This window comes from Sporosarcina sp. FSL K6-3457 (assembly GCF_038007285.1).
In the GTDB taxonomy this organism is placed as follows: Bacteria; Bacillota; Bacilli; order Bacillales_A; family Planococcaceae; genus Sporosarcina.
Genome location: NZ_JBBOWX010000001.1, coordinates 3,849,689 through 3,875,597, shown reverse-complemented (window position 1 = coordinate 3,875,597; position 25,909 = coordinate 3,849,689). Strand labels below are relative to the sequence as shown.

Below are 25,909 nucleotides of genomic sequence, written 5' to 3'. Positions count from 1 at the left end.
AAATAGAGAGCGCCAAGGTTGCATGTTAGTATGCAGTCTTGGCGCTTTTTTGAGAGGGGTTATTGTGAAATGCCGCGCGCAATGTGAGAGTCCCCGCGCGCAATGTGAGAGTCCCCGCGCGCAATGTGAGAGTCCCCGCGCGCAATGCGAGAGTCCCCGCGCGCAATGCGAGAGTCCCCGCGCGCAATGCGAGAGTCCCCGCGCGCAATGCGAGAGTCCCCGCGCGCAATGTGAGAGTCCCCGCGCGCAATGTGAGAGTCCCCGCGCGCAATGCGAGAGTCCCCGCGCGCAAAGTGAGAGTATCCGCGCGCAAAGTGAAAGTATCCGCGCGCAAAGTGAGAGTCCCCGCGCGCAAAGTGAGAGTCCCCGCGCGCAAAGTGAGAGTCCCCGCGCGCAAAGTGAGAGTTCTCGCACGCAATGTGAGAGTTCCTGTGCGCAACGAACAACGAAAAGCCGGACCCTACCAACGAGAGTCCGGCGAAACAGTTACTTCTTCAATTCATCCTTCGTAAAACTAGCAATTTCATAATAATAATCCCCGATGACGCGCAATCCTTGGTCAAAATTCTCTAAATGGAAATGCTCATTTGGCGCATGGAAGTTTTCCGATGACAGTCCGAAGCCCATTAGAACAACAGGTAGCTGTAAGATTTCATCGAAAGCTGCCACAATCGGAATCGACCCGCCACCTCGAATATAGGCAGTCGGCACATGATACACTTTTTCATACGAGCGACCCGCTGCCTGAATAGCAGGATGGTCAAACGGTGTGATGAATGGTTTTCCTTTGTCGAATTCACTCACTGTTACCGTTACGCCCGCGGGCTTATGCTGCTCGATATGGGCTTTCAGTTTTTCGATGATATCGTCGGGGTCTTGGTCAGGCACAAGGCGGCAAGTGATTTTTGCGCCTGCTTCTGCTGGCAACACGGTTTTAATACCTTCACCAGAAAACCCACCGAATACGCCGTTCACTTCAAGCGTTGGACGAGTCCATGTGCGCTCTAAATACGAAAATCCTTTTTCACCAAACAATTCCGTTACGCCAACTTCCTCTTTCAAAGCCTCTTCATCGAAACCTAGAGCCTTGTAAGCTTCGCGTTCTTCGTCAGTCAGTGGACGAACAGCGTCGTAAAACCCTTCAATGGCAATCGTACCTTCCTGATCACGGAACGAAGCCAAAACTTCCGCCAGTGCATGAATCGGATTGGCTACGCCGCCTCCGTATAAGCCGGAATGCAAATCACTTTTCGCACCTTGCACGTCGATTTGCACACCACATAATCCACGTAAACCATAACAAACCGCGGGGTGTCCCGGTCCTTGCATGCCTGTATCCGAAATAACGATGACGTCAGCTGCTAGTTTGTCCTTGTTGGCCTCAATATATTTCTCCAAACTCGGACTACCGATTTCTTCTTCGCCCTCAATGAAAAACTTTACGTTGACCGGCAAGCTACCCATCTTCTGCATCAATGCCTCAACGGCTTTGACATGCATGAATACTTGCCCTTTATCATCACTTGCACCACGCGCATATAATTTATTATCCCGTACTTCGGGTTCAAATGGTGCGCTATCCCATAGATGTAGCGGATCAACAGGTTGCACATCATAATGCCCATAGACCAGAATCGTCGGCTTGCCCTCCGCATGTAGCCAATCACCGTACACAACCGGGTGCCCATCGGTTTCATCAATCGACAAGTTTTCAAGTCCAGCCTTTTGGAATGAAGCCTTGAGCCACTCTGCCGCTTTTTGCATATCTCCTTTATGCTCAGATAAAGAGCTGATACTTGGAATGCGGAGGAATTCCTTTAATTGTCCGAGATGTTCATCGCGTTGTTCTGTAAAATAACCATCAAGTGTCTTTAAATGTGTCAACACAATCCCTCTTTTCAAAATAATTTCGTTAATCAATCACGCTCCAGCATGATTATGTTCGGGTTTTTTCCGAGCTTGGGGCCGACAGGATGTCGGTCATGCAATGGGGAAGGATTGAACTGCATCCTTCCTTGTTGCCGCACGATGCGGCGTACTTAGGTTACCTTCCTAAGCTCCACTAAAAATAGTATAGCAGAACGGGTGGAAATGGAGTAAGTAAGTCATACGTAAATATGAATATTATGGTATGCTATTTAAAATAACGAAATGAACGGAAACAAACGAACTTTGGGAGGAACAGCTTTTGTTTATCGCACTGGGATTCTTTTTATGCATGTCGTTCTTCTTATCTGGAAGCGAGACGGCACTAACAGCAGTTAACAGGATGAAGGTCCAGTTTCGTGCGGATCAGGGAGACGTGCAGGCAATTAGGCTGCAGAAACTGATTTCGAAACCGGACCGTATGATTACAGCTATTTTAATCGGCAATAATATCGCGAATATTATGATGCCGACAATCGTAACGATGATTGCTATCGACAAAGGGCTGAGTGTCGGTATTTGGACAGGGATTCTGACAGTTATTATTATCGTTTTTGGTGAAGTGTTACCGAAGACAATTGCTGCAACGTTTGCTGATCGTATTGCCTTTATCGTTGCACCTGCGATTATTCTTTTCGTGAAAATTTTGACACCGCTTACAGCGATCCTATCTTTGTTCACCAACATGTTCATTCGGATCATTTCGAAAGGTACTGTAACAGAAGCGAAATTGACGAAGGACGACTTGAGGTCGATGGTTGACATTGCTTCTATAGAAGGAACGTTTAAGCAAGAGGAATCGGATCGATTGAAGGAAGTGCTTGATTTTCCAGACAAGGATGTGTCTGACGTCCTTGAAACGCACCGTACAGACATTGTCGGTTTACCGATTGAAGCGACGTATGAAGAAGTACGCGAGACGATATTGGAATATTTCTATACCCGCTATCCCGTTTATGAGGATAATATGGATACGATTGTTGGCATGTTTTATTCGAAAATGTTTATAGCATGGTCGATGAATCCAGAGAAAACACTTGGTGAATTGATTGACCGTAACCCGATGTACGTCGTGCAGTCAGCAAGCGTCGAGAAGGTGTTCAAGCTGATGCTTGCGAAGAAAAAGCATATGGCAGTAGTGTTAGATGAATACGGTGGAACGCTTGGCATTGTGACGCATGAAGATATTATCGAAGAGATGATTGGTCAGGATATTGAGGATGAGACGGATATTGATGAAGAAGTTTTGGTCTATAAACAAACAGCGAATCAGCTCGTTTGTCATGGACGGCTTGAGATTGTAGAGGCGATGAATCTGCTCGATATTGAGTTGCCGATGGATAACGATACGCTTGGTGGATTCGTTTTACAAGAGCTCGGTCACGTTCCAGAGCAGGGAGAACGATTTACATACAATCATTTACGTTTGGAAATCGAAAAGATGGAGCGCAGTCGAATTATCCGTATGACAATTACAATTCGTGACGATGAATAAAGTCAAGAATCCCTGTAACTAGCTTAACTGGTTGCAGGGATTCTCCCGTCTAACCTCCAGGCACCCTGTGCTTTTGTTTTAGTCACGTAATGTTCATGGACCCTTACACGTTTGTAAGTCAACTGAAAGAGAATACGATGGTTTGAAATGTTGGAGTTGTTGATAATAGGGATAACAGATAGAAGACGGAGGCGTTATCCTATGAAAAAAAATCTCAACGGGTTGTACGAAGAATACGGCCGATACATATATCATCTATGTCTTAAATTGACACGCAATAAAGAAGAAGCAGAGGATCTTATGCAGGACGTGTGGCTGAAAGTCGTTCGTTACAGTGGACGAATGGATGATGTGGATCATATGAAAGCATGGTTGACAACCATCTGCATGAACACATTCCGCGATCGTTATCGAAAAGACGTTAGAAGAAGCAAGCATGTTATGAACCAGCCGGATACACTAGATGTACCGATTCTAGACCTTGTGCCAAGCGATAGCCTAACACCGGCCGAGTTGGTTGAACAAAATGATATTCAATCACTTGTTCAACAAAAAATTAGTGAACTCGATGCGATTTATAGAAAAACAATTGAGTATTTCTATGTCCATCAATATTCGCTGATCGAAATTGCTGAAGTGATGAAAGTATCGATTGGCACAGTGAAGTCACGCTTGTTCCGCGCTAAGAAATATTTGAAGGAACTAATGATGGAAGACACTGCGGTACGTGAATACGTCATTGCGTAAAAGTGAATAAGCATGAAAAAGGCTATCCCATTCCCAGGATAGCCTTCAACTTTGTTCAGCAGGACGCAAATACGCCAAGTCGTATTTGATTCATTCGAATTCCGCTAGTTGCTTATTCAGTTCGGCTAATCGTTCTTCCATTGTCGCTAAACGTATCTCCGCTTTCCTGACGAAACTATTATTCCCCGTCGATTCAAGCTTCTCAATATCACCCTGTAGATTGATATAATCCATTTTGAGTTCAACAATCTCATTCTCTATTTGACGTTTATTCATAAGGAAACACCTCGCATTTTTCCCTAGTGTAGCATATCGAACGTTTCTTTTCCTGCAGGTCGCTTAGGATACTCAAGGTAGTAGCGAATGGCCTCGCAGACTGCGTCTTTTCCATCACCCATTCCAAGGGCGGTTTGGCGTGCAATGGCTTTTTTGCGTAGCGGTTCGTGCAGCAATGGTTCCATGACAGCGTTTAGCAAGCTGGACTGTTTTATTTTTCGGCCGAGGCCGAGATGAATGAAGCCATGTTGCTCTTTTGGAAAGGCGAGTCCGAGTTCAAAATCATTTTGCGCCAGTACGACGCAAGGAATGCCCATTACTGCCACTTCATAAGGCATATAGCCGGAAGCGCATAAAACAACGTCTGCATCCGCACATACTTCTGCAAAATGATGTGGGTGCTCTACTATGATTGTATTGCGTCTGCCAAGGGCCATCATGCGTAATGTACTTGTATCGTGTGCATATTGTTCCCCAACGACAACAGTCACTTTTAGAGGGATTTGGAGCTGCATCATATGGCGCAAAGCTCGGTACGTCAAGTTTCCGGTATCCTCATCGCCAAATGAAATGACGAGATGGGGAAGGGTCCCCGGTCGTTCTTTGTGTAAGCCAATTTGTTTCAATGCAACCATCTTGTCGTCAGCCATGAAGCTTTCGATTCCAACAACATAATGGTCTGGCACTTTATCATTCGATTCAGCATACAATGTTTGAAAAACAAGATCAGCGGAATGGCCACCGTCACCAAAATCATCGAAATGAATGATGGAAGGGACGAGCTCACGAATCTGTTTAACCTCTTCGCGTAAAGTGGAGCCACTATCACGAATTAAAAGATCAGGTTTCATCGCCGTAAGAGCTTGTAAAAAGGCCGTGTTGTTCACAGTTGCCACTGTTCTAAAGCCATCGGGTGCTGGAGGTGAATCTGCTCCACATAAAAATATGATATCTGTTTCTTCAGCTAAGTTATGTGCAATCATAGCTGCTCTACGTGCGGGATATGTCCCTTTTCCATCTGATTGGGAAAGGTGGATAGCGACTCTTTTCTTTTCTTGTCCGTCTATTGGAATCACCCTTTCATGCAACATTGATAAACCCATCCCTCTACGGTATGTGAGGAGGCTAGTAGGTATGCGTATTAACAAATGAATTTCCTGCAATCTAGCCATATCAAGTGGATTGCAACTATTGTTATGGTAAACTAGTGTCATTTAAATTTTGAAAAGAGTTAATGAGGGCAGTCTAAGTTCGCGACTTCCTGTCGCAACAAAGAGGGAAGGAGCTACAATTCCTTCCTGTAGGACTCGAGCGCACTTCAAAATTTGGACGCAATTACGCCTTGGCGTAATCGATATTTAGGAGATGGGGTGATGTCAATGTTCGATACACTACTATTTGATCTAATGCTAGTTGTGCTTATTGGGATATTATCGCAGTGGGTGGCATGGCGGTTTCGGATGCCGGCAATTGTTGTAATGTCAGTTGCGGGGTTATTGGTAGGGCCGATTTTTGGTTTGATTAATCCAAAAGAGAGTATGGGGGAGCTTTTTAGTCCGATTATTACGTTTGCCGTCGCAATTATTTTATTCGAGGGTAGTTTGAATCTTGATTTTAAAGAAATTAAAGGATTTAGTAAGCCGGTTGGGCGCATTGTTACAGTCGGTGCGTTCATTGCATGGATTGCGGGGTCGCTTGCGGCGCATTATTTAGCGGGACTATCGTGGGCGGTTGCCTTTATCATCGGTGGCTTGTTCATTGTGACGGGGCCAACGGTTATTTTGCCATTGCTTAGGCAGGCGAAACTGAAGCCGCGTCCGGCAGCTATTTTGAAGTGGGAAGGGATTGTTGTCGATCCGTTCGGAGCGCTGCTAGCGGTATTTGCTTTCGAGTTCATTAAGTTTTTGAACAAAGAGGCGACGTTAACAGCATTGCTATTATTCTTTGCCGCATCTGCTTTTGCTGTTGTTTTAGGGTGGGGCGTTGCGCGTCTCATAGGCAATGCATTTGAACGAGGCAGCATTCCTGAATTTTTAAAGGCACCAGTGCTCTTTGCGCTCGTTATTTTTACATTCGTTTTTGCGGATGAAATTATGCATGAAACAGGGCTACTTGCCGTTACAGCAATGGGGATGGCGATGGCTAATATGCGATTGACAACGTTGAATGATATCCGGCATTTCAAGGAGAATATATCTGTTCTACTGATTTCAGGGATTTTTGTCATGCTGACCGCATCGCTTGATCCACATGTTTTGATTGAAATTTTTAATCTGCGTATCATTTTGTATGTCTTAGCGATGCTGTTCATCGTCAGGCCGTTGTCAATTTGGATTTCAACGATTGGTACAGAGTTGAACAATCGTGAAAAGCATCTTATCGGATGGATTGCTCCAAGGGGGATTGTGGCACTGACGGTGTCCGGCTATTTTGCAACGATTCTACTTGAAAATGGCTACCAGGATGCAGAATTATTAACAGCCTTAACATTCGCGCTAGTATTCTCAACGGTTGTCCTACATGGCTTTTCGATTGGTTTCTTAGCTAAGAAATTAAATCTTACGACAACGGACGAGTCCGGTGTGCTGATTGCAGGTGGTACCCGATTTGGGGCTGAACTGGCGCAATCGGTAAAAGATACGGGGAATGAAGTGCTACTGATTGACCAATCATGGGCAGGCTTGTCCTATGCCAGGAAACTAGGGCTGGACAGTTTCGTTGGAGATATACTTTCCGAGCAGGTCGAATACCATATCGATTTGACGCCGTATCGCTACATCCTCGCAATGACGAAAACTGATATATATAATGCGCATATTTGTGCGGACTTCGCACCCGATATTGGGAGTGATTATTTATTCCAGACTGCATTTCAAGTCGGTAATGATGTTGAGTCGTTTACAATTACAGGAGGTCAACTCTTATTTTCGCCGGCCATATCCATCTATGATCTTGAGGAACGGATGAGTGCAGGGCATGTCATCCGAAAAACGGTGCTGACGAAACAGTATAGCTACACACAATATTTACGTGAGCGAGACGATAAATCGATTCTTCTTTATATCCTTCGAGCAGGCGGTATGATTGAATTTTTTACCCCAGAAATTGAGCGTCAGGCTGTCGCAGGCGATGCTATAATTGCTCTAACCTCCCCGGCCAAAATGATTGAACGCGTGAAAGAGAGACTTGAGGAGGAAAATGGCGAAATTATCATTCCGTATGCGCAGCTAGAAGAGCAGTTTATGGAGGATGAAAAGATGGAGAAGCCGATGATTCCAGGAGAAGCACCGCTTTCAGCAAAATAAGTTTCGAGAAGAAAAAATGGTTGTCTGAGCCAATTTTCGAGTAGGCAGCCATTATCTTTGGTACGATGAGCTATGATTATTAGTTATTAGGAGTGAGTATCGTTGAAAGTTTTGTTTGTGGACGGGACCATTATCGGCAGCAAAACAGGCGCTGTTCTCGAAACAGTTAAAGGTTATATAGAAGAAACTGGTTGTGGCTATGAACTGGAATATTTGGATTTTGCAGACTACACACATCAAATTGTCGATGGTCGCCCACTAGCTGAATACAATGATGACATGCAACAGCTTGTCAAAAAGTTTGAAGAAGCAGACGGCTATATATTGGCGTCCCCGATTTTCCAAGGGTCAATCCCAGGTGTGCTGAAAAATGCTTTCGACATGCTACATCCGCATACCATGCGTTACAAACCGGTATCCATCGTTGCAAATGGTGGTACATACCAACATCATCTCGTCATTGAGAACCAACTGAAGCCAATCTTAGATTACTTCCGCTGCCTCGTAACACCGAACTACGTCTATACCCATATGAGTCATTTCGATAAGGACAACACCATTATCGACGACGATGTGCATAACCGCTTGCGAGAGCTTGCAAGAGTTTTCGTGAAATATGCTGAAATGAGTCAAGGTTTATCGAAAGATGCATTGGATGAAAACTAATAAGTTATGAATAAACCCCACAGCACACTGAGTAAAGACTCAGTGTGCTGCGGGGTTTTTGTGTTTACATTACATCTTTTTGTGAGAATGGTTTAACTTGTGGATCGGGAACATTGTCTATTGAACTTGCTGAATTAAGAGGAGCAGAGACAATTGACAGGGTAAATCCGACAAGCAGTAGTGTGATAACCAGAAACTTTTTCATACAATAACAACTCCTAATTATATATTTTTTAATGCAAGAATACACTTTTTGTTAAGTTCATAAGCTTTTTTATATTGTTTTCTCTCAGCATAGTATTCTGCTAATTCTTCTGCTAAGTCTTTTAAATCGTCCAATCGTTCCAGTTTGAAATAATAGTCAATACTTTGTTGTATGTATTTTTCGTACTTAGGATAGTTATTTTGTAAAAGAAACAGCTTACCTTCGAAGACCTGCAAATGAACTCTATCTAATTCAGTTATACAAGTACTACGTGCTAATTCGATCGTTTTTAATAATAATTTAACATCTTTTAATTCTAATAAAATGATTAATTTTCCGCGATAAGAGATAAATAAATCATCAGAATCATGCTCTTTCTTCAGAGCCAACGAGCTATTGATTACATCCAATGCTTCGCTAAGTCGCTTTTGCTCCTTATAAATGATGGCGAGATTATGTTGAAGTCTTGCCTGTCTAACCATATCTGTATCACCAATGATATGTAGTCCTTTAAGAGTATAGATTTCAGCATTTATAAAATCCTTTTGTCCTTTATAAAGGACACCCATTAAATTATAGCAATCTGCAGTACTTTTCCAATTATGCAAATTCAGATGATGGTCTTTTGCTTTTTTTACAAACTCTAGAGCATCATTGTAGTGGAGAAGACGGAAATAAGCTAAAGCGATATTAAAGTTAAGCCGAGCATGGAGCAAAGGGTCTTCATTCATTTTTAACACACTCACAAAAAGCGGAATACACTCCTGATAGTTAGCATTAATGTAATAATATAACCCAGAAATATAATTATACTTTTCCTGAATAAAGGTATTTAAATTAAATAGTGTGTCTTGACCTATGCAAGGAACAATTTTATCAATGTAGTATTGTCCGAAAGCCTCAAAATTTTTTCCTTTAAAAAATTCTATAGATCTTAACAGTCTAAAATACAATTCCTGATGCAGTGAATAGATGTACGTGAAGCTTTTCTCATGCATTTCACGAAAAGATAATGCTTCCTCTAATCGATCTTCATTTAACAAATCCTCGTATTGACGTAGTAATACGGTTATTTTTTTGTCCGTAGCATGTCCGTGTGTTAAATAACCAATAGGTACGGACAATCGCTTAGCCAGCAATACTAATATATCTTGTGAAGTCACAAAGTGGCCACCCTCGATATTGCTGTAATGGGGTGCCGAGGTAATCCCTTGACTGACTGCAGCTTGCGTCATACCTTTTAAGTTTCGCAGTTCTTTCAACCTCGTACCGATATGCAAGAAAACTCTCCTACTTTCTTCATTAAATCGCAGGAAGGTAAATAGACATGATTTATTGCAATTAGTTCTAAATATTACTTATATTCATAATGATATAGACGTAATACGACCTAGTCAAGAGTGGAGAAGAAAGAAATTTTGGGATATGTGCACGAATTTCATGAGTAAAAAGGGCTTAATTTATCGATTTTTATCAAATCTTTGTGTTTTGGCAAAGATTATCCCTTTTTGAGGTCTTTAAATGACTGAAAAACATGAGATTTATAATGTTTTTTCGTAATACTCAATGTATTAAAAATATGATATATTAAGGTTGTTGTACAACATGCTTCATGCAAGGCGATTTATGCAAAAACCACTAAACCCACTGTGTTAAAAATATGGCATGCTGAAAGGAGACTGGTAGACTAATTATTCGCGATGCACTTCTGAAATTGATTTGATGGTGGTAGTCCAATGTCCGATGATACCTATACATGAGCCTTCCTGTGTTTACTAACGGGGAGGCTTATGTATTTTTTAGAATAAATTTAACGTTAAAAGGGTTTCGATTGAATTTTTAAAATTTGATTGATGGAATAAAATAGTCTATGCTAACTTTATAAATGATATTGATAATCATTATCAGTATGGGATATTTAGAGAGTCCGATATTTATAGAATTAAATCAATTTCATAATAGAACTATTAAATTTATAATACGAACAATTTCTATTCCTGTTACAGGTGAACACTTTCCACAGGAACGGTTTCAGCCGCTAGAATGGCGTAGGCTTTGGTTTAACGCATTATGAAATTGCCTCACTTATAAAAATAGGAGGATGTTTATGCTTCCAGAAAAGGGATTACAAATCGAAAAATGTTCAAGTAAGTTGGAGCAGGCTTCGAAGAAAAGTTTAATTGAAATTAGAGAATTTATTGATCAGAACTACAGCGAACCTCTCTCCATTAGACAACTGGCAGAAATGGCGGATATTAGTCCGAAATACTTTGGAGATCTTTTCAAGAAAACATTTGGGCAGAATGTAATGAACTATTTAACAGATCTTCGAATTAATCAGGCGAAGCGTTACTTGGCGCAAACTGATATTTTATTTCGAGATATCGCTTTGAAGGTAGGGTATAGCGATGAGTATTACTTCAGTAGAAAGTTTAAAAAGGAGGTTGGTATGTCACCGTCTGAGTTCGTTAAAAATTCAAGAAAACGTCTTGCTGTAAGTACCACAGCTGCTATGGGACAATTGCTTGCTTTAGACATCATACCGATTGCAGCGCCTTTAGATCCGAAGTGGACTCCCTATTATTATAACGTATATAGTACGCAGATAAAATCGCATTTAAAGCTAAATCATCTTAATACCAACTTGAAATGTGAAGCGAATTTACAAAAAATTAAGGCAAGCTCGTCCTGATGCGATTATCGGAACGGATCAGGTCTGTCCTTCGGAGAAGAAAAAAATAAATAGGATTGCCCCCTCATTCTTTGTTCCGGCAGAGCACATTAGTTGGAAAGAGCAATTGAAGATGGTTGCACGATTTCTGGAAAGGGAGGATAGGGCAGAGCAGTGGATAGAACGATATGAATTCAAGGTCCAGTCAGCTAGGGAACAAATAGGAAGTGCGCTTGGAGATGACAAAATCTTAGTGGTGCGTATCCATGGACAAAACATTCATATGTATTGGAATCGGGGATTAGAGGACGTTTTATATCAGGATCTAAAACTAGAAGCAGTTTATCGAGGAAATGAGCCATCTAATATAGAGCAATTGACAAAGCTTGATCCTGATCGGATTTTACTGGTCGTTTGCCCCGAAGCTTTATCACGGGCATACTGGTTAGCGTTACAGCATTCAGTGGAGTGGCGTCAGTTGAAAGCTGTAAGAAGCAGAAAAACATATCATATTTTATCGGACCCTTGGTTTGAATACTCTGCAGTTTCGATTATTCGAATGTTAGATGAAGCGTTACTACTATTCACAGGAAATTGTCCAAATGCATTTCTGGAAAACGTCCATGGTGAACTCTAAGTGACATGATATATAATCCTATTGAGAATGATTCTCAGAGGAGGAGAAGAATGATGTTTAGAATAGAAAAAAGACCCAGTGCAGTGATTAGAAAGAGAATGATCCTTTTATTGTGCTTGGTGATTGTAGGAAGTTTACTAGTTGCCTGTGGTTCTAATGATGGTGGTGCCTCAGAAACATCTGAGCAGCAAGGTACTTTATCAACAACAGCTACCGCTTCTATAGAGGAGGAACAAGTTGAAAGCCAGATTGATGTACTTACTTTAAAGGATGACCTTGGCAATGAAGTTGAAATTCCAACAGCACCTGAGAGGGTTTTTGCTCCTTATCTTGAAGATTCACTGCTTAAGCTGGGAGTAAAACCAGTAGCTCAATGGGCAAACGGTGATATGGGGCATGAGTATTTGCAGGAGGAATTGAAAGATGTTCTGAAGATTGACTTCTCGGGAGGGCAACCCTCGCCGGAGGTGTTAATGGACTTGAATCCTGATTTAATTATCCTGCACACTGAAAGTTATGCAGCAAATGGAGGTTATGAGAAGTATTCGAAAATTGCTCCAACCTTTGTGTTTAAAAATGCTGCTGGGGATATAGAAAAGACTCTAGAAAAAGTTGGGGAGTTACTTGGGAAAACTGATGAAGCAACTGCTGCATTACAGGCTTACGAGCAAAAAGTACTTGATGCAAAGGAGAAGCTGGCAATATCAGCAGAGGGAAAGAAGGTTGCAATTATTCGATTTGCAGCCAAAGGTGTTAGTTTGATGGGTGGCAATTATTTAAGTGGACATGTAGTAAACAAACAGCTGGGGATTGAGATGTCTCATCTAACGGATAATGAGAATAGTTATGAGATTTCAACGGAAGTACTCCCAGAGCTTGGTGTGGATTATATATTTGTGATTAATGCATATGGCCAAGGTACTGAGCGACTAGCAGAGATGGAGAAGAGTGCCATTTGGCAAGCGATCCCAGCAGTAAAACAAGGACATGTTTATGAGATGGACAGTGCATATTGGCTAGGGAGCGGTCTTATCGCTTATGGGAAAATAATTGATGACACTGTCAAGGTATTGACTGAATAATTATAAATAATCTAAGGATCTTTCATTAAAATTGGGCAAAACTACGTTGAAAATAAGACGTTAACCTGTAGCTTTTAATGGAAGATTTTTTGTTGGAAAGATAGGATGGTGCTATTTATTGTGGGGTTTTATATAAAAAACAAAGATGAGGTTACGAGGGGAAATATTGAGCGTAGTATTGTGAAAGTTCCCAATGCGGAGCAATGGGAGATGCAATCAAGCGCAGAGAAACGAAAATATCAAATTATAGTTCATGTACCTTCTATAGCTGCACCTCCTACCGGATATCCAGTCATTTATTTACTGGATGGTAATTCTGTATTTGCGACGATGGTAGAGGCATTACGCATGCAGTGCCATCGACCCGATAAGACGGGAGTTGTACCTGCGGTTATCGTAGGCATCGGTTATCAAACAAATCTTCCTTTTGCGCCAGATCGCTATTATGACTTTACTTCAATTCCTACAACCGAGTTTAGTCATACGTCTGATGGGACCCTTTTGCCTAAACAGGGTGGAGCAGCCGCATTTCTAACATTCATCGAAGAGGAGCTAAAGCCGCAAATTGAAAGTGAGTTTAATATCAATAAAAGTAGACAAGCGATTTTTGGACATTCACTTGGAGGTCTTTTCGCATTATATGTCCTGTTTACTAAGCCTAGTGCCTTTCAGAGCTATATTGCAGGCAGTCCATCCATCCATTGGAACAAGAAAATAATGTTTGAAGCAGAGCAGAAATTTATCTCTTGTTTGGAACGGAGCCACATCAACGCTGAACTATTAATTGGAATGGGAGAATTGGAGAAGCAACATGTCTCCCGTAATTATGATCATGCAAAAAAGCTATCAGATAGACTAGCTGCTCAATCAAATCGGGGAGTAAATGTAAAGTTTGCGGAGTTTGAGGGGGAGGGGCACACATCGGTATTGCCGGTATTAATCAGTAGGGCTTTGCGCTTTGCCCTTAAACCGGAAAAGTAAACTTTAAATTTCCCGTTTAATAACATTTGGAGAAAAGAAGGTGGTGGAGAATTGCGAGTTACGGGAATAGGAGGGAAAGTAGCTTTGGTCACTGGAGCAGCCCAGGGGATTGGAGAAACTGTTGCTAGGCACTTGGCCGAACTAGGGGCGATTGTAGCGGCGGTAGATTTGAATGCTGAAAGACTGAAGGAGCTAGTGTGCGACTTGAAAAGTGAAAATCTTCATGCGGCGGAATATGCAGTTGACGTAAGTGACAGTTTTGCAGTTGACGAAATTGTGGAGCGAATTGAAGAGGAGCTGGGGCCTATAGAAATTCTTGTGAACGTTGCAGGCATTCTGAAGCCCGGTTCAATTGAATCATTATCTGATGAAGATTGGATTGCAACTTTCAATGTGAATACTAATGGTGTGTTTTATGTATCTCGCTCAGTTATTAAGCGTATGGCTCCACGTAAAATAGGTGCCATTGTGACAGTAGGATCCAACGCCACTCGAGTACCGCGTATGCATATGGCTGCTTATGCAGCTTCGAAGGCTGCGTCGACGATGTTCACTAAATGTATGGGGTTGGAACAAGCTCATAATAATATTCGCTGTAATGTAGTTTCACCCGGTTCGACGGATACAGCTATGCAGCGAGTATTATGGGAAGGTGAGGATAGGGCAGAGGATGTCATCGGAGGTTCTAGCGAGTCGTATCGTGTAGGTATACCCCTTGGCAAACTAGCGACGTCCTCGGACATCGCCGATGCAGTAGTCTATCTAGTTTCTGATCAGGCGAGGCATATTACGATGCATGACTTATGCATTGATGGAGGCGCCACTTTGGGAGGTTAACTATTGAAAGGAGATGACGAAGAAAATGCTGAAATATGAAGCAGTACCTTCAGAATTAGCAGCAAAACTACTTGAAAATTACCGAGCGGGATCATCTTTTTTTTGGTCTTCGCCTAAACAAACTCTACTTGCACGAGGTGAATATACTAGACTGATAGCACCGGGTGAGCCTGATAGATTGGTAAGTCTACCCCAGCGTGTTGCAAAATGTTTCGCTGAGCTTAAGAGTGCAGGACATAATCAATCGGTTATTGTAGGTGCAATCCCATTTGATTGTATGGTTCCAGCAGAGCTTGTAGTACCTAAGACAATTGAGTGGGCAGGTCCATTAAGTATGAACTCCGAAATTCGGGTAGATGAACCCGTGGCATCTGTCTATAAGATACACGAGGTGCCAGAACCGGCTGAGTATATAGAGAGCGTGAATCAGGTTTTAGTACGCCTTGCTCGTGGAGATCTTCAAAAGGTTGTTCTATCTCGCTCTCTCCATATTAATTTGCCCACAGTAGTAGATACGCATCATCTACTGAGAAACTTGGCTCGGCATAATCCTCATGGTTATACGTTTGGCATGAATCTGTCCAAAGTAGAAGTGGACGAGTCTTCGGAAGGTCTATTATCCATGAATGATGGGCCACTTACATTGATTGGTGCGAGTCCCGAGTTGCTCGTAACAAAGGAGGGAATAAGGATTAAGGCAAACCCATTGGCGGGTTCTGCAGCTCGAAGTGATGATCCTATGGAGGACGAGCGACGAGCCGCTACATTGCTAGCTTCAACAAAGGATAGACACGAGCATGCTGTAGTTGTGGAAGCCGTCGTTGCTGCGCTAAGTCCATATTGTAAAACGCTAGAAGTTCCATCCGAACCCTCGCTTGCACAGACGAATACGATGTGGCATCTATCAACTGAAATTAACGGAGAGCTTGAAGATATTCGAACTTCGGTTCTTGAGCTTGCGATGGCGCTACATCCTACTCCTGCTGTCTGCGGGACACCTACTGACCTGGCAAGAGAGGTCATTAAGGAGATCGAGCCATTTGAACGCGGCTTTTTCACGGGGCTGGTCGGTTGGTGTGACTCGAGTGGCAATGGTGAATGGGCAGTTACTATTCGTTGTGCAGAGGTAGAGAATCGTACGCTTCGTCTATTTGCAGGGGCGGGTATTGTAAGTGGCTCGAGTGGAGAGGAAGAACTTGCAGAGACATCTGCCAAGTTAGGCACGATGTTTCGAGCATTGGGATTGAGGCAACCATCAGAAGTGACTGGGGAGGGATAACTTATATGTTGTCAGGATGCCCAACATGGCCTAAAGAATTTGCAGAGCAGTATCGTAATGAAGGATGCTGGCAAGGAGAAACATTTGGAAAGATGTTAAGACAACGCGCGGCTTCCTATGGGGAGCGCATTGTTATTGTGAGTGGTGATTACCGGCTGAGTTATGCGGAGCTTGATGCAAGGGTGGATCGGTTGGCAGCGGGGCTTACTGCCTTGGGGATCAAGTCGTATGATCGAGTCATTGTCCAACTTCCAAATATCCCGGAGTTCATAGAAGTTTGTTTTGCATTGTTTCGCTTAGGGGCATTGCCTGTCTTTGCCTTACCGTTGCATCGAATGAGTGAAATTACTTATATATCCGAGTTATCTCATGCGGTTGCTTATATTATTCCAGATGTGGACTCCGGATTCGATTATCTGGAGCTCGCTTCTCAAGTTACAGCGAAAGTCCCGACTTTGCAACATGTGATTGTGGTCGGTGACGCTGGACAATATACCGCACTGAGTGACCTATACAGAGAACCTATAAGCGAGCTGAAGGAGCCGAGTGCAAGTGATGTAGCATTTCTTCAGTTATCTGGTGGAACTACAGGATTACCAAAGCTGATTCCTCGGACGCATGACGACTACATTTATAGTCTCCGCCTAAGTGCTGAAATATGCCTTCTAGATGAGAATAGCGTATATCTTGCTGTACTTCCTATTGCTCATAATTATCCGCTTAGTTCACCGGGGATACTCGGCACGATATATGCTGGAGGTAAAGTAGTACTTGCGCGTGGAGCAAGTCCAGATGAAGTGTTTCCATTGATTCAATTGGAGCAAGTTACGATTACAGCGGTTGTACCACCGCTTGCCCTGATATGGCTTGATGCAGCAACATCAAGATGCCCTGATTTTTCCTATCTTCAGGTACTCCAGGTTGGCGGGGCGAAGTTTAATGCAGAGGTAGCAAGAAGGATAAGTCCAACGCTAGGATGTAAACTTCAGCAGGTTTTTGGGATGGCAGAAGGGCTTGTTAATTATACTCGGCTTGATGATCCCGAGGAAGTCATTATTAATACACAGGGCAGACCGATGTCACCCTATGATGAGATTCGACTGGTGGACGAGGATGACTGCGAAGTTGAGTCGGGGCAAGTAGGCCATCTTCAAACTCGTGGACCCTATACGATTCGTGGATATTATAAGGCTGAGGAACATAACACCAAATCGTTCACAACAGATGGTTTTTATCGTACAGGAGATCTAGCTAGTCTGGGACCAATGGGGAATCTTGTTGTAGAGGGACGAGATAAGGATCAGATTAACCGTGGTGGAGACAAAGTGGCCGCTGAGGAGTTAGAGAATCACATCCTTGCTCATCCCGGTGTGCATGATGTAGCAGTCGTTGCGATGCCGGATGAATTTCTTGGAGAGCGTACGTGTGCATTCATTATTCCACATGAATCGTCCCTTACATCTGCTGAAATCAAAGCTTTTTTAAGAGAACGAGGGTTGGCGGTATACAAGATTCCGGATCGTGTGGAGTTTACTAATACTTTTCCGAAGACGAGAGTAGGAAAGGTAAGTAAGAAAGTACTTCGTGAATTAATAAGCGAGAAGCTATGCAGCCTTGCAAAAGTCCAATCATAACATTGAAATGAGGAGATAACATGGCTATTCCTACTATATTACCATATCCAATGCCTGTGGAATCGGGCTTGCTAACAAGCAAGGTCGAGTGGACTATCAATCCGAAGCGAGCCGTATTACTTATTCATGACATGCAGCAGTACTTCCTGGATGCGTTCAATCTCAAGGAATCGCCTATTGTGGAATTGCTGGCGAATATTCGTATGCTCAAGGCTAATTGTGCCAAGCTTGGTATACCTGTAGTCTACTCGGTTCAGCCTGGAGGGCAGTCTACTGAACAACGTGGTTTGTTGCAGGACTTTTGGGGACCGGGCATTAACGATGGTCCTTATCAGAAACAAATTATAGAAGAACTCTTGCCGAGCGATGAGGACATTGTTTTGACTAAGTGGAGATATAGTGCATTTCAAAAGACTGATCTGTTGGAATTAATGAAGCAGCGTGGCAGAAATCAACTGTTAGTATGTGGAATTTACGCGCACATAGGCTGCTTATTAACTTCCTGTGAAGCATTCATGCAGGATATTCAACCGTTCTTCGTTACGGATGCAGTAGCAGACTTCTCATTGGAGAAGCACAAAATGGCTATAACTTATGCAGCTGAGCGATGTGCAGTGACCATGTCTACTCAGCAACTGATTGAAGAGTTAAATGGAGAGGGATCGTCAGTTCATATTGCTCAGTCAGATAATGCGTATACACTGACACAGCAATCCATACGTGAAGATGTGGCAATGCTAATTCAGGTGCACCCATTGGATATTGGGGAACAAGACAATCTTATCAACATATGGGGGCTTGATTCAGTAAGGATTATGACTCTTGTTGAAAGGTGGCGCCGGAGCGGCGTTGAAATTACTTTTGTAGAGTTGGCTGAGCATCCGTCCCTTGCCCATTGGTGGGAACTGATTTCAGCGCAGAAGAAGCAAGCTCTGCCAAACCTAGACTATTTTACAGGATGAAGGAGGGGATGATTATGTCTAATGGTACGAATTTTCGCTTACCTTTGACGGGGGCACAGTCTGGTATTTGGTTCGCTCAACAGCTCGACCCTGATAATCCGATCTTCAATACGGGCGAATTTATTGAAATTCATGGCCCCATTGATCCTGAATCATTCGAGGCTGCGGTGAGGCAGGCTGTGATGGAGGCAGAGGCATTGCATCTTCGATTCGGAGAAGACTCAGATGGACCCTGGCAGATAATGGACCCATCTTCCAACTGGCAGATGAGTATATTAGATGTGAGTATGCAGGAGAATCCCCGAGGAGTAGCGGAATCTTGGATGAAGGAAGACATGAGTAAACCGATTGATCTAAAAAGTGATTCCTTATTTACGGAAGCTCTGTTTAAAATAGCTCCTGATCAATTCTATTGGTATCAACGGATTCATCATATAGTAATTGATGGTTATGGATTCTCCCTTATAGCACGAAGGGTAGCCCAATTATATACATCCATTGTAAGGAATCATTCAATTGTTGGGGGTGGCTTTGGTCCCTTCTCTTCTATTTTAGAAGAAGATTCGGAATATCGTATATCGGAGCAGATTGAACTGGATAAGAAATTCTGGTCTTCGCGCTTTGCGGATGAACCTGAAGTGGTTAGTCTGGGTGAGAGAGTATCGAGGACCTCGAGAAGCTTTTTGCGTCAGTCTGCTCAGCTTACACCAGCTACTATGGATAGTCTGCATGCACTGGCAAATCAGACTGGGACAAGTTGGTCTGAGGTTGTAATCGCAGCTACGGCGACTTATGTACATCGGTTGACCGGGGCAGATGAAGTTATCTTAGGCTTCCCTATGATGTGCCGTTTGGAATCTTCATCACTACGCATTCCCGGCATGGTTATGAATTTGCTACCGCTTCGTTTGACGATAAGCTCGGATACTAGTTTGTCTGAGCTTCTGCAACAAATCACACAAGAAATCCGGATAATAAAGCGGCACCAGGGTTATCGGCAACAGGATCTGCGTCGTGACTTGAAGCTATTAGGAGATCGGCAAAGACTATTTGGTCCTGCTATTAATGTGATGCCGTTTGACTATGATATCAGCTTTGACGGTAATCGTGGAACGATCCACAATCTATCTGCGGGACCGGTAGATGACTTATTAATTAACATATATAACAGATCTGATGGCAGCGGGTTGAGAATCGACTTTGATGGTAATCCCGCAATTTATGAAGCCGATGAGTTAGCGGACCATCATCAACGCTTTCTTAGTCTTTTGAACAAGTTCGGAGCCTTTGAACTTGACCAACCAATCTCTCGGATAGATTATCTTCTCAGCGAGGAACGACAGCAAGTGTTAACAGAGTGGAATAAAACAGCCCATAAGGTGCCAGAGGTAAATCTATCTATCATGTTTGAAGAGCAAGTGATACAAACTCCTAATGCCATAGCCATAGTTCAAAATGGAGAAACATTCAGCTATGCCGAGCTGAACGATCGAGCGAACCGACTTGCTCATCTGTTAATTGCTAATGGTGTGGGGCCAGAGGGGATCGTTGCGCTCGTATTATCACGTTCTGTAGAAATGGTGGTTGCAATCCTAGCTGTACATAAGGCAGGGGCAGCATATTTACCCATTGATCCAGATTATCCGAGTACTCGAATTATTTATATGCTGGAAGACGCGGAACCGATGTTACTTATTACGGATAGCTTGGTTAAACCTAGATTGTCGAATTCCTATACTGCAACTACGCTTGTTCTAGATGAGTCGGTAACAATGGAAAGGCTGATGAAATATAGCAATCATAATCCCATTGATACTGATCGTATAGACCGCTTATCGCTGCTTAACCCAGCCTACGTGATCTATACCTCTGGATCGACGGGTAAGCCCAAAGGAGTAGTAGTTACACACGGAAGTTCAACTAATTTGCTCTTTTCAATGCAAGAGCGATTTCAATTGAGTGAAAAAGATAGGATGCTTTCGGTTACTACAATTGCATTCGACATATCAGTTCTTGAAATATATCTCCCTTTGACAACTGGAGCAAGCGTGGATATTGTCTTGAAGGATACGATTTTAGATCCATTTGCATTGGCGAAGAGAATTAGGGAGACTGGTATAACCATAATACAGGCGACACCTACTTTATGGCAAGAACTAGTTGCAAGCAAGCCGGCTAAATTCGATTACCCTCTTCAAATCATTACTGGTGGAGAGATGCTTCCCATTGGTCTTAAGCTAGCTTTACAAGAGCTGGGATGTCAGGTGAACAATCAATATGGACCAACAGAAACGACCATTTATTCAACTGCGGCGCTACTTGGTGAGGAGCGCACATTAAAGCCTTCCATCGGTGAGCCGATTTGGAATACGCAAGTGTATATACTAGATAAAGCGCTTCAGCCAGTACCTCCAGGAGTAGTAGGAGAATTATATATAGCAGGGGCCGGCTTGGCACGGGGATATTTACATCGACCAGAGCTAACAGCAGAACGTTTCGTTGCTAACCCATTCGGCCCCGCCGGTACGCGCATGTATCGTACTGGAGATCTTGCTAGGCATCATGTAGATGGTTCAATCGATTATGTAGGGCGATCCGATCAACAGATTAAGATACGAGGCTACCGGATTGAGTTAGGTGAAGTCATATCTACGCTTTCACGGCATCCATCGGTTAAGCAAGTCACGGTGATTGCTAGGGAAGATATTCCCGGAGAGAAGCGTTTAGTCGCTTATGTGGTATTAGATTCTTCGGCTATTGTGGATTTATCTGAACTTCGCTGCTTTATCGAACATGAATTGCCTGATTATATGATTCCATCTCTATTTGTTGAGTTATCTGAAATGCCTTTAACTCCAAATAAGAAGATAGATTATAAGGCATTGCCTACAACAGAAAATAATATTAGCGTTATGGGACGAGGTCCGCGAACTCCACAAGAGGAGATACTGTGCGATCTGTTTGCAGAGGTTCTAGGAATTGCCCGAGTGGGAATCGATGATGACTTCTTTCATTTGGGGGGCCATTCCTTGTTGGCGGGAAGGCTTATAGTCCGTATCCAAGATGCTTTTGGAGTCGAATTGGGATTAGGTAGTCTCTTTAAGGCTACAACGGTTGCGACTCTTGCCAAGCTATTGGTGTTGGATCAGGGGCAAGTTGTAAGGACGAGCGTGAGTTCGGTTGTTCGTCCAGAACTAGTACCGCTTTCCTTTGCCCAACGTCGTTTGTGGTTTCTATATCGAATGGAAGGACCGAATCCAACATATAATATTCCTTTTGTAGCTCGATTGTCTGGAGAGCTGAACGTCAAAGCTTTAGAGGTTGCACTTGCTGATGTGGTGGGACGACACGAGCCGCTTCGGACGATATTCCCGGAATCTTTGGGTTCGCCAAGTCAATATATTCTTAGTGCCGAAGAAGCACGTTCTAAACTAATACAAACAGAAATTAGCGGAGCTGAGTTAGATGAGGAACTTGCAGAGGCTGTTCGTTATAGTTTCGATCTATCAACCGAGTCCTCGCTTCGTGCACAATTGTTCCTGCTTGGTCCGAATGAGTATGTGTTATTACTTTTACTTCATCATATTGTAGGAGATGGTTGGTCATTGGTGCCATTATCACGAGATCTTTCCGAAGCCTACACTGCTCGTTGTAATGATGAAGTGCCAGCGTGGTCCCCGCTGCCCGTACAATATGCTGATTATGCGATTTGGCAGCAGCAGCTTCTGGGGAGTGAGAATGATTCCGACAGCCTCCTCGCTAGACAATTTGAATTCTGGATTAGGACGCTTAAAAACTTGCCAGATCAACTAGAGTTGCCAACGGATTATCCAAGACCAGCTGTGGCAAGCTATCAAGGAGATGTTATCCCTTTCCAAATCAATCAACAACTCCATGGGCAACTATTAGAACTCGCTCGTGATAATAGAGTAAGTTTGTATATGGTATTGCAGTCTACACTTGCCGTTCTCCTGACACGACTTGGTGCAGGTACGGATATCCCCATTGGGTGTCCAATTGCTGGGCGGAGTGAAGATGCACTTGATGGGCTTGTTGGATTGTTTATTAATACGTTGGTGCTACGCACAGATACGTCCGGTGAACCGAGCTTTGGAGAACTACTTTCAAGAGTTCGTGATGTGAACCTTGCTGCGTATGAGCATCAGGAATTGCCTTTCGAGCGTTTGGTTGAGGCTATTAATCCAGTTAGGTCAAGAGCTAGACACCCACTCTTTCAGGTTATGCTAGTACTACAGAACACACCCGCTGCTAAGTTGGAGCTACCGGGTGCGACAAGTAGTATTCGGATTGAACCCGTAGGTACAGCTAAATTTGATCTTACAATGGAGTTTAATGAGAACCGTACCTTGGATGGAGCCCCTAATGGGTTGGAAGGATTATTGGAGTTTAGCCTAGATTTGTTTGAACATAGTACTGCTGAAGTGATGGTTGCACGTTTCTTACGATTACTGGAAGCTGTAGTAGATGAGCCAGGTAAACCTATAAGTCAGCTTGACATTTTGGCGGTTGAGGAGCGTCAGAATATGCTAATGGAGTGGAGTACCGCTACACAAGTACCGCCACAAGACAGTCTGGCAGAGCTATTCGAGGCACAAGTAGCTTTGAATGGTGAAGCTACGGCTCTCGTTTTTGAAGGTACTGTCATTAGCTATGAGGAGCTTAATATTCGAGCGAATCGGCTCGCATACCTCTTGATTGAAGAGGGGGTTGGCCCTGAACAGATGGTAGCTTTGGCATTGCCAAGATCGGTGGAGATGGTTGTAGGTATTCTAGCTGTACTGAAAGCTGGGGGAGCCTATTTGCCCCTAGATCCGGACTATCCGAGTGATAGACTTACTTATATGGTTGAGGATGCAAAGCCGATTATGCTGATTACGAGTACTATGGTAGTTTCTAGACTAAATGGTGTAATAGGTCTTCCTCTAATTCTACTTGATGCTTCCCATACTGAGAGGCGACTGCAACAATACTCTTGTATCAATCCGAATGACCGTGACCGAAGTGGACATTTATCTCCACTTAGCCCGGCGTATATGATTTATACCTCGGGTTCAACAGGAAAACCTAAAGGGGTCGTTATCCCTCATCAGAATGTTGTCCGACTTTTTACTTCTACTAAGCATTGGTTCGATTTTGGCTCTGATGACGTATGGACTTTATTTCATTCTTACGCTTTTGACTTCTCGGTATGGGAAATCTGGGGGCCCCTTTTACACGGTGGGCGTCTTGTCGTAGTGCCCCATGCGATTAGTCGATCGCCGAAAGAGTTTTTACAGCTCCTCGTTCAGGAGAGAGTGACAATTCTAAATCAGACGCCATCAGCATTTTATCAGCTTATGCAAGCGGATCGAGAGAATCCGGAGTGGGGGCAGAAGCTCTCATTGCGGTTTGTAGTATTCGGGGGAGAGGCTCTAGAGTTATCTCGATTGGATGATTGGTATAGGCGCCATTCAGAGAATGCCCCGAGACTGATTAACATGTATGGAATAACAGAGACAACCGTACATGTAAGTTATATTGAGCTTAATCGAACCAGTGCATCTAATAGGGGGAATAGCCTCATTGGTCGTGCTATTTCAGATCTTCAAGTATATGTATTGGATGATGCATTGCAGCCAGTTCCATATGGAGTAACAGGGGAAATGTATGTCGCAGGTAATGGGCTAGCTCGCGGCTATTGGGGGCGACCAGGCATGACAGCTGAGCGATTTGTTGCTGATCCGTACGGTCCTCCTGGTATGAGAATGTATCGTACAGGAGATCTCGCCAAGAGGTTGAGCGATGGCTCGCTGGATTATTTGGGACGTGCTGATCAGCAAGTGAAGATTCGTGGATACCGTATAGAACTAGGAGAGATTGAGGCCGTACTTGGTCGACATCCTGAGGTAAATCAGGTGGGGGTAGTCGTTCGCGAGGATCAGCCGGGAGACAAACGCCTTGTGGCTTACGTAGTTCTTACCAGCGATGCATGTGCTAAACCGATTGAATTGCGCCAATATGCTGCTTCTATCCTTCCTGATTACATGGTTCCATCCGCTATTATCGGCATGGATATTTTGCCACTTACTCCGAATGGCAAGTTAGATCGTAAGGCGTTGCCAGCGCCTGACTTCTCATCAATCCTTGACGGAAGAGGGCCAAGAACTCCGCGAGAGGAAGTGCTTTGTGATTTATTTGCTGAGGTGCTGGGATTACAACGCGTCGGTATTGATGACGGATTTTTCGAGTTAGGGGGACATTCACTATTGGCCGTTCGCTTGATGAGTCGGATCCATGAGGCGATGGGCTATGAACCAGGTATTGGTATCCTTTTTGAGGCTCCTACCGTTGCGGCGCTTGGCGAAAGACTTGAAATGGAGGAGGATCAAAGTGCACTCCAGGTATTGCTTCCGCTTAGAACTCATGGTGAACAATTACCGTTATTTTGTATTCATCCTGCAGGTGGATTGAGCTGGTGTTACGCTGGGTTAATGAAGCATTTAAGTTTTGATTATCCGATTTATGGTTTGCAGGCAAGGGGGATTGCGCAGTCCGAAGAATTTCCTGAAAATCTAGAGGAGATGACGGCAGATTATATTCGGCATATTCGCATGGTCCAACCATCTGGGCCCTATCAATTGTTAGGTTGGTCCCTTGGGGGAAATGTAGCGCAAGCTATGGCTGTGCAGCTTCAACAAGAAGGAGAAGAGGTATCTTTTCTAGCTATGCTAGATGCTTTCCCAAGCCATTACTTGCCTTTACGTGGTGAACCAGATGAAGAAGAGGCATTGGTGGCGCTACTTGCTTTGGGTGGTTACGATCCTAAAACAATAGGTGACGAGCCTCTCGATATAGCAGGTGCGATTGAAATTCTTCAAAGTGACGGTAGCGCATTGGCGAGTCTTGATGAAGCCATCATTATGAATCTTAAGAAAACATACGAGAACTCTGTTCGTATACTGAGTGCATTTGTCCCTGAACGATTCCACGGTGATCTTCTGTTTTTCCATTCTACGATTATACCTGATTGGTTTGATCCGATAGAACCAGAAATGTGGGCACCGTTTATAGATGGGGAGATTGAGCGATATGATATCGCATGTCGGCATAAAGACCTGTGTCAACCTGGGCCACTTGCTGAGATTGGTAGTATCCTATCGACCAAGCTACAGTTTACGCATCGCTCAGTAGCTCGACTTTAAGTCA

General features: G+C 43.6%; 19 protein-coding genes. 14 read left to right on the top strand and 5 right to left on the bottom strand.

Going from position 1 to position 25,909, the window contains the following annotated elements; all coding sequences use genetic code 11:
* Positions 1-83 precede the first annotated feature (83 nt).
* On the top strand, positions 84-512 hold the full coding sequence (locus tag N1I80_RS18770; RefSeq protein WP_340739357.1) for a hypothetical protein: 429 nt from the start codon (positions 84-86) through the stop codon (positions 510-512).
* On the opposite strand, the gene N1I80_RS18765 is transcribed toward N1I80_RS18770, so the two are convergent.
* Complete coding sequence (locus tag N1I80_RS18765) at positions 487-1,884, bottom strand: dipeptidase (RefSeq protein ID WP_340739356.1); 1,398 nt, start codon at positions 1,882-1,884, stop codon at positions 487-489. The genes N1I80_RS18770 and N1I80_RS18765 overlap by 26 nt on opposite strands.
* 304 nt (positions 1,885-2,188) lie before the next feature.
* Here N1I80_RS18765 and N1I80_RS18760 point away from each other — a divergent pair, with 304 nt between their 5' ends.
* Both N1I80_RS18760 and N1I80_RS18755 read left to right on the top strand, forming a co-directional pair.
* Complete coding sequence (locus N1I80_RS18760; RefSeq protein ID WP_340739355.1) at positions 2,189-3,421, top strand: hemolysin family protein; 1,233 nt, start codon at positions 2,189-2,191, stop codon at positions 3,419-3,421.
* Between the two features lie 201 nt (positions 3,422-3,622).
* Complete coding sequence (locus tag N1I80_RS18755; RefSeq protein ID WP_340739354.1) at positions 3,623-4,168, top strand: RNA polymerase sigma factor; 546 nt, start codon at positions 3,623-3,625, stop codon at positions 4,166-4,168.
* Between the two features lie 90 nt (positions 4,169-4,258).
* Here the strand turns inward: N1I80_RS18755 and N1I80_RS18750 are convergent, their stop codons facing one another.
* The gene (locus N1I80_RS18750) at positions 4,259-4,444 is read right to left on the bottom strand and encodes an SE1832 family protein (protein ID WP_340739353.1); all 186 of its coding nucleotides are present in this window, start codon (positions 4,442-4,444) and stop codon (positions 4,259-4,261) included.
* Positions 4,445-4,467: 23 nt separating this feature from the next.
* The gene (locus N1I80_RS18745) at positions 4,468-5,535 is read right to left on the bottom strand and encodes a hypothetical protein (protein ID WP_340739352.1); all 1,068 of its coding nucleotides are present in this window, start codon (positions 5,533-5,535) and stop codon (positions 4,468-4,470) included.
* 288 nt (positions 5,536-5,823) lie between these two features.
* Between N1I80_RS18745 and N1I80_RS18740 the strand changes: the two genes are divergently transcribed.
* A complete protein-coding gene (locus N1I80_RS18740; protein WP_340740094.1) occupies positions 5,824-7,749 on the top strand; it encodes a cation:proton antiporter in 1,926 nt (641 codons plus the stop codon).
* 102 nt (positions 7,750-7,851) lie between these two features.
* Positions 7,852-8,415 (top strand): NADPH-dependent FMN reductase, encoded by a 564-nt coding sequence (locus tag N1I80_RS18735; protein ID WP_340739351.1) that lies wholly within the window; start codon positions 7,852-7,854, stop codon positions 8,413-8,415.
* A 64-nt stretch (positions 8,416-8,479) separates the two neighbouring features.
* Here N1I80_RS18735 and N1I80_RS18730 read toward each other — a convergent pair whose 3' ends face one another.
* Positions 8,480-8,620, bottom strand: coding sequence for a hypothetical protein (locus N1I80_RS18730; RefSeq protein WP_340739350.1), 141 nt, complete (start codon positions 8,618-8,620; stop codon positions 8,480-8,482).
* 17 nt (positions 8,621-8,637) lie between these two features.
* Positions 8,638-9,900: a helix-turn-helix domain-containing protein gene (locus tag N1I80_RS18725; protein WP_340739349.1), complete on the bottom strand. Its 1,263-nt coding sequence runs from the start codon at positions 9,898-9,900 to the stop codon at positions 8,638-8,640.
* An 827-nt stretch (positions 9,901-10,727) separates the two neighbouring features.
* On the opposite strand from N1I80_RS18725, the gene N1I80_RS18720 reads away from it, so the two are divergent.
* From N1I80_RS18720 to N1I80_RS18680, 9 genes are all read left to right on the top strand, one after another.
* Entirely contained in the window at positions 10,728-11,312 is a 585-nt protein-coding gene (locus N1I80_RS18720) for a helix-turn-helix domain-containing protein (protein WP_340739348.1), read from the top strand.
* Positions 11,272-11,928: an ABC transporter substrate-binding protein gene (locus N1I80_RS18715; RefSeq protein ID WP_340739347.1), complete on the top strand. Its 657-nt coding sequence runs from the start codon at positions 11,272-11,274 to the stop codon at positions 11,926-11,928. Before N1I80_RS18720 ends, N1I80_RS18715 begins: the two co-directional genes overlap by 41 nt.
* Before the next feature lie 53 nt (positions 11,929-11,981).
* Entirely contained in the window at positions 11,982-13,010 is a 1,029-nt protein-coding gene (locus tag N1I80_RS18710; protein ID WP_340739346.1) for an ABC transporter substrate-binding protein, read from the top strand.
* Between the two features lie 120 nt (positions 13,011-13,130).
* Positions 13,131-13,991: an alpha/beta hydrolase gene (locus N1I80_RS18705; protein ID WP_445683668.1), complete on the top strand. Its 861-nt coding sequence runs from the start codon at positions 13,131-13,133 to the stop codon at positions 13,989-13,991.
* A 51-nt stretch (positions 13,992-14,042) separates the two neighbouring features.
* The gene (locus N1I80_RS18700) at positions 14,043-14,828 is read left to right on the top strand and encodes a 2,3-dihydro-2,3-dihydroxybenzoate dehydrogenase (protein WP_340739345.1); all 786 of its coding nucleotides are present in this window, start codon (positions 14,043-14,045) and stop codon (positions 14,826-14,828) included.
* A gap of 25 nt (positions 14,829-14,853) precedes the next feature.
* On the top strand, positions 14,854-16,107 hold the full coding sequence (dhbC, locus tag N1I80_RS18695) for an isochorismate synthase DhbC (RefSeq protein WP_340739344.1): 1,254 nt from the start codon (positions 14,854-14,856) through the stop codon (positions 16,105-16,107).
* A gap of 5 nt (positions 16,108-16,112) precedes the next feature.
* On the top strand, positions 16,113-17,741 hold the full coding sequence (locus N1I80_RS18690) for a (2,3-dihydroxybenzoyl)adenylate synthase (protein ID WP_340739343.1): 1,629 nt from the start codon (positions 16,113-16,115) through the stop codon (positions 17,739-17,741).
* Positions 17,742-17,761: 20 nt separating this feature from the next.
* Complete coding sequence (locus N1I80_RS18685; RefSeq protein WP_340739342.1) at positions 17,762-18,703, top strand: isochorismatase family protein; 942 nt, start codon at positions 17,762-17,764, stop codon at positions 18,701-18,703.
* A 14-nt stretch (positions 18,704-18,717) separates the two neighbouring features.
* On the top strand, positions 18,718-25,905 hold the full coding sequence (locus tag N1I80_RS18680; protein WP_340739341.1) for an amino acid adenylation domain-containing protein: 7,188 nt from the start codon (positions 18,718-18,720) through the stop codon (positions 25,903-25,905).
* The last annotated feature ends 4 nt before the right edge of the window (positions 25,906-25,909 follow it).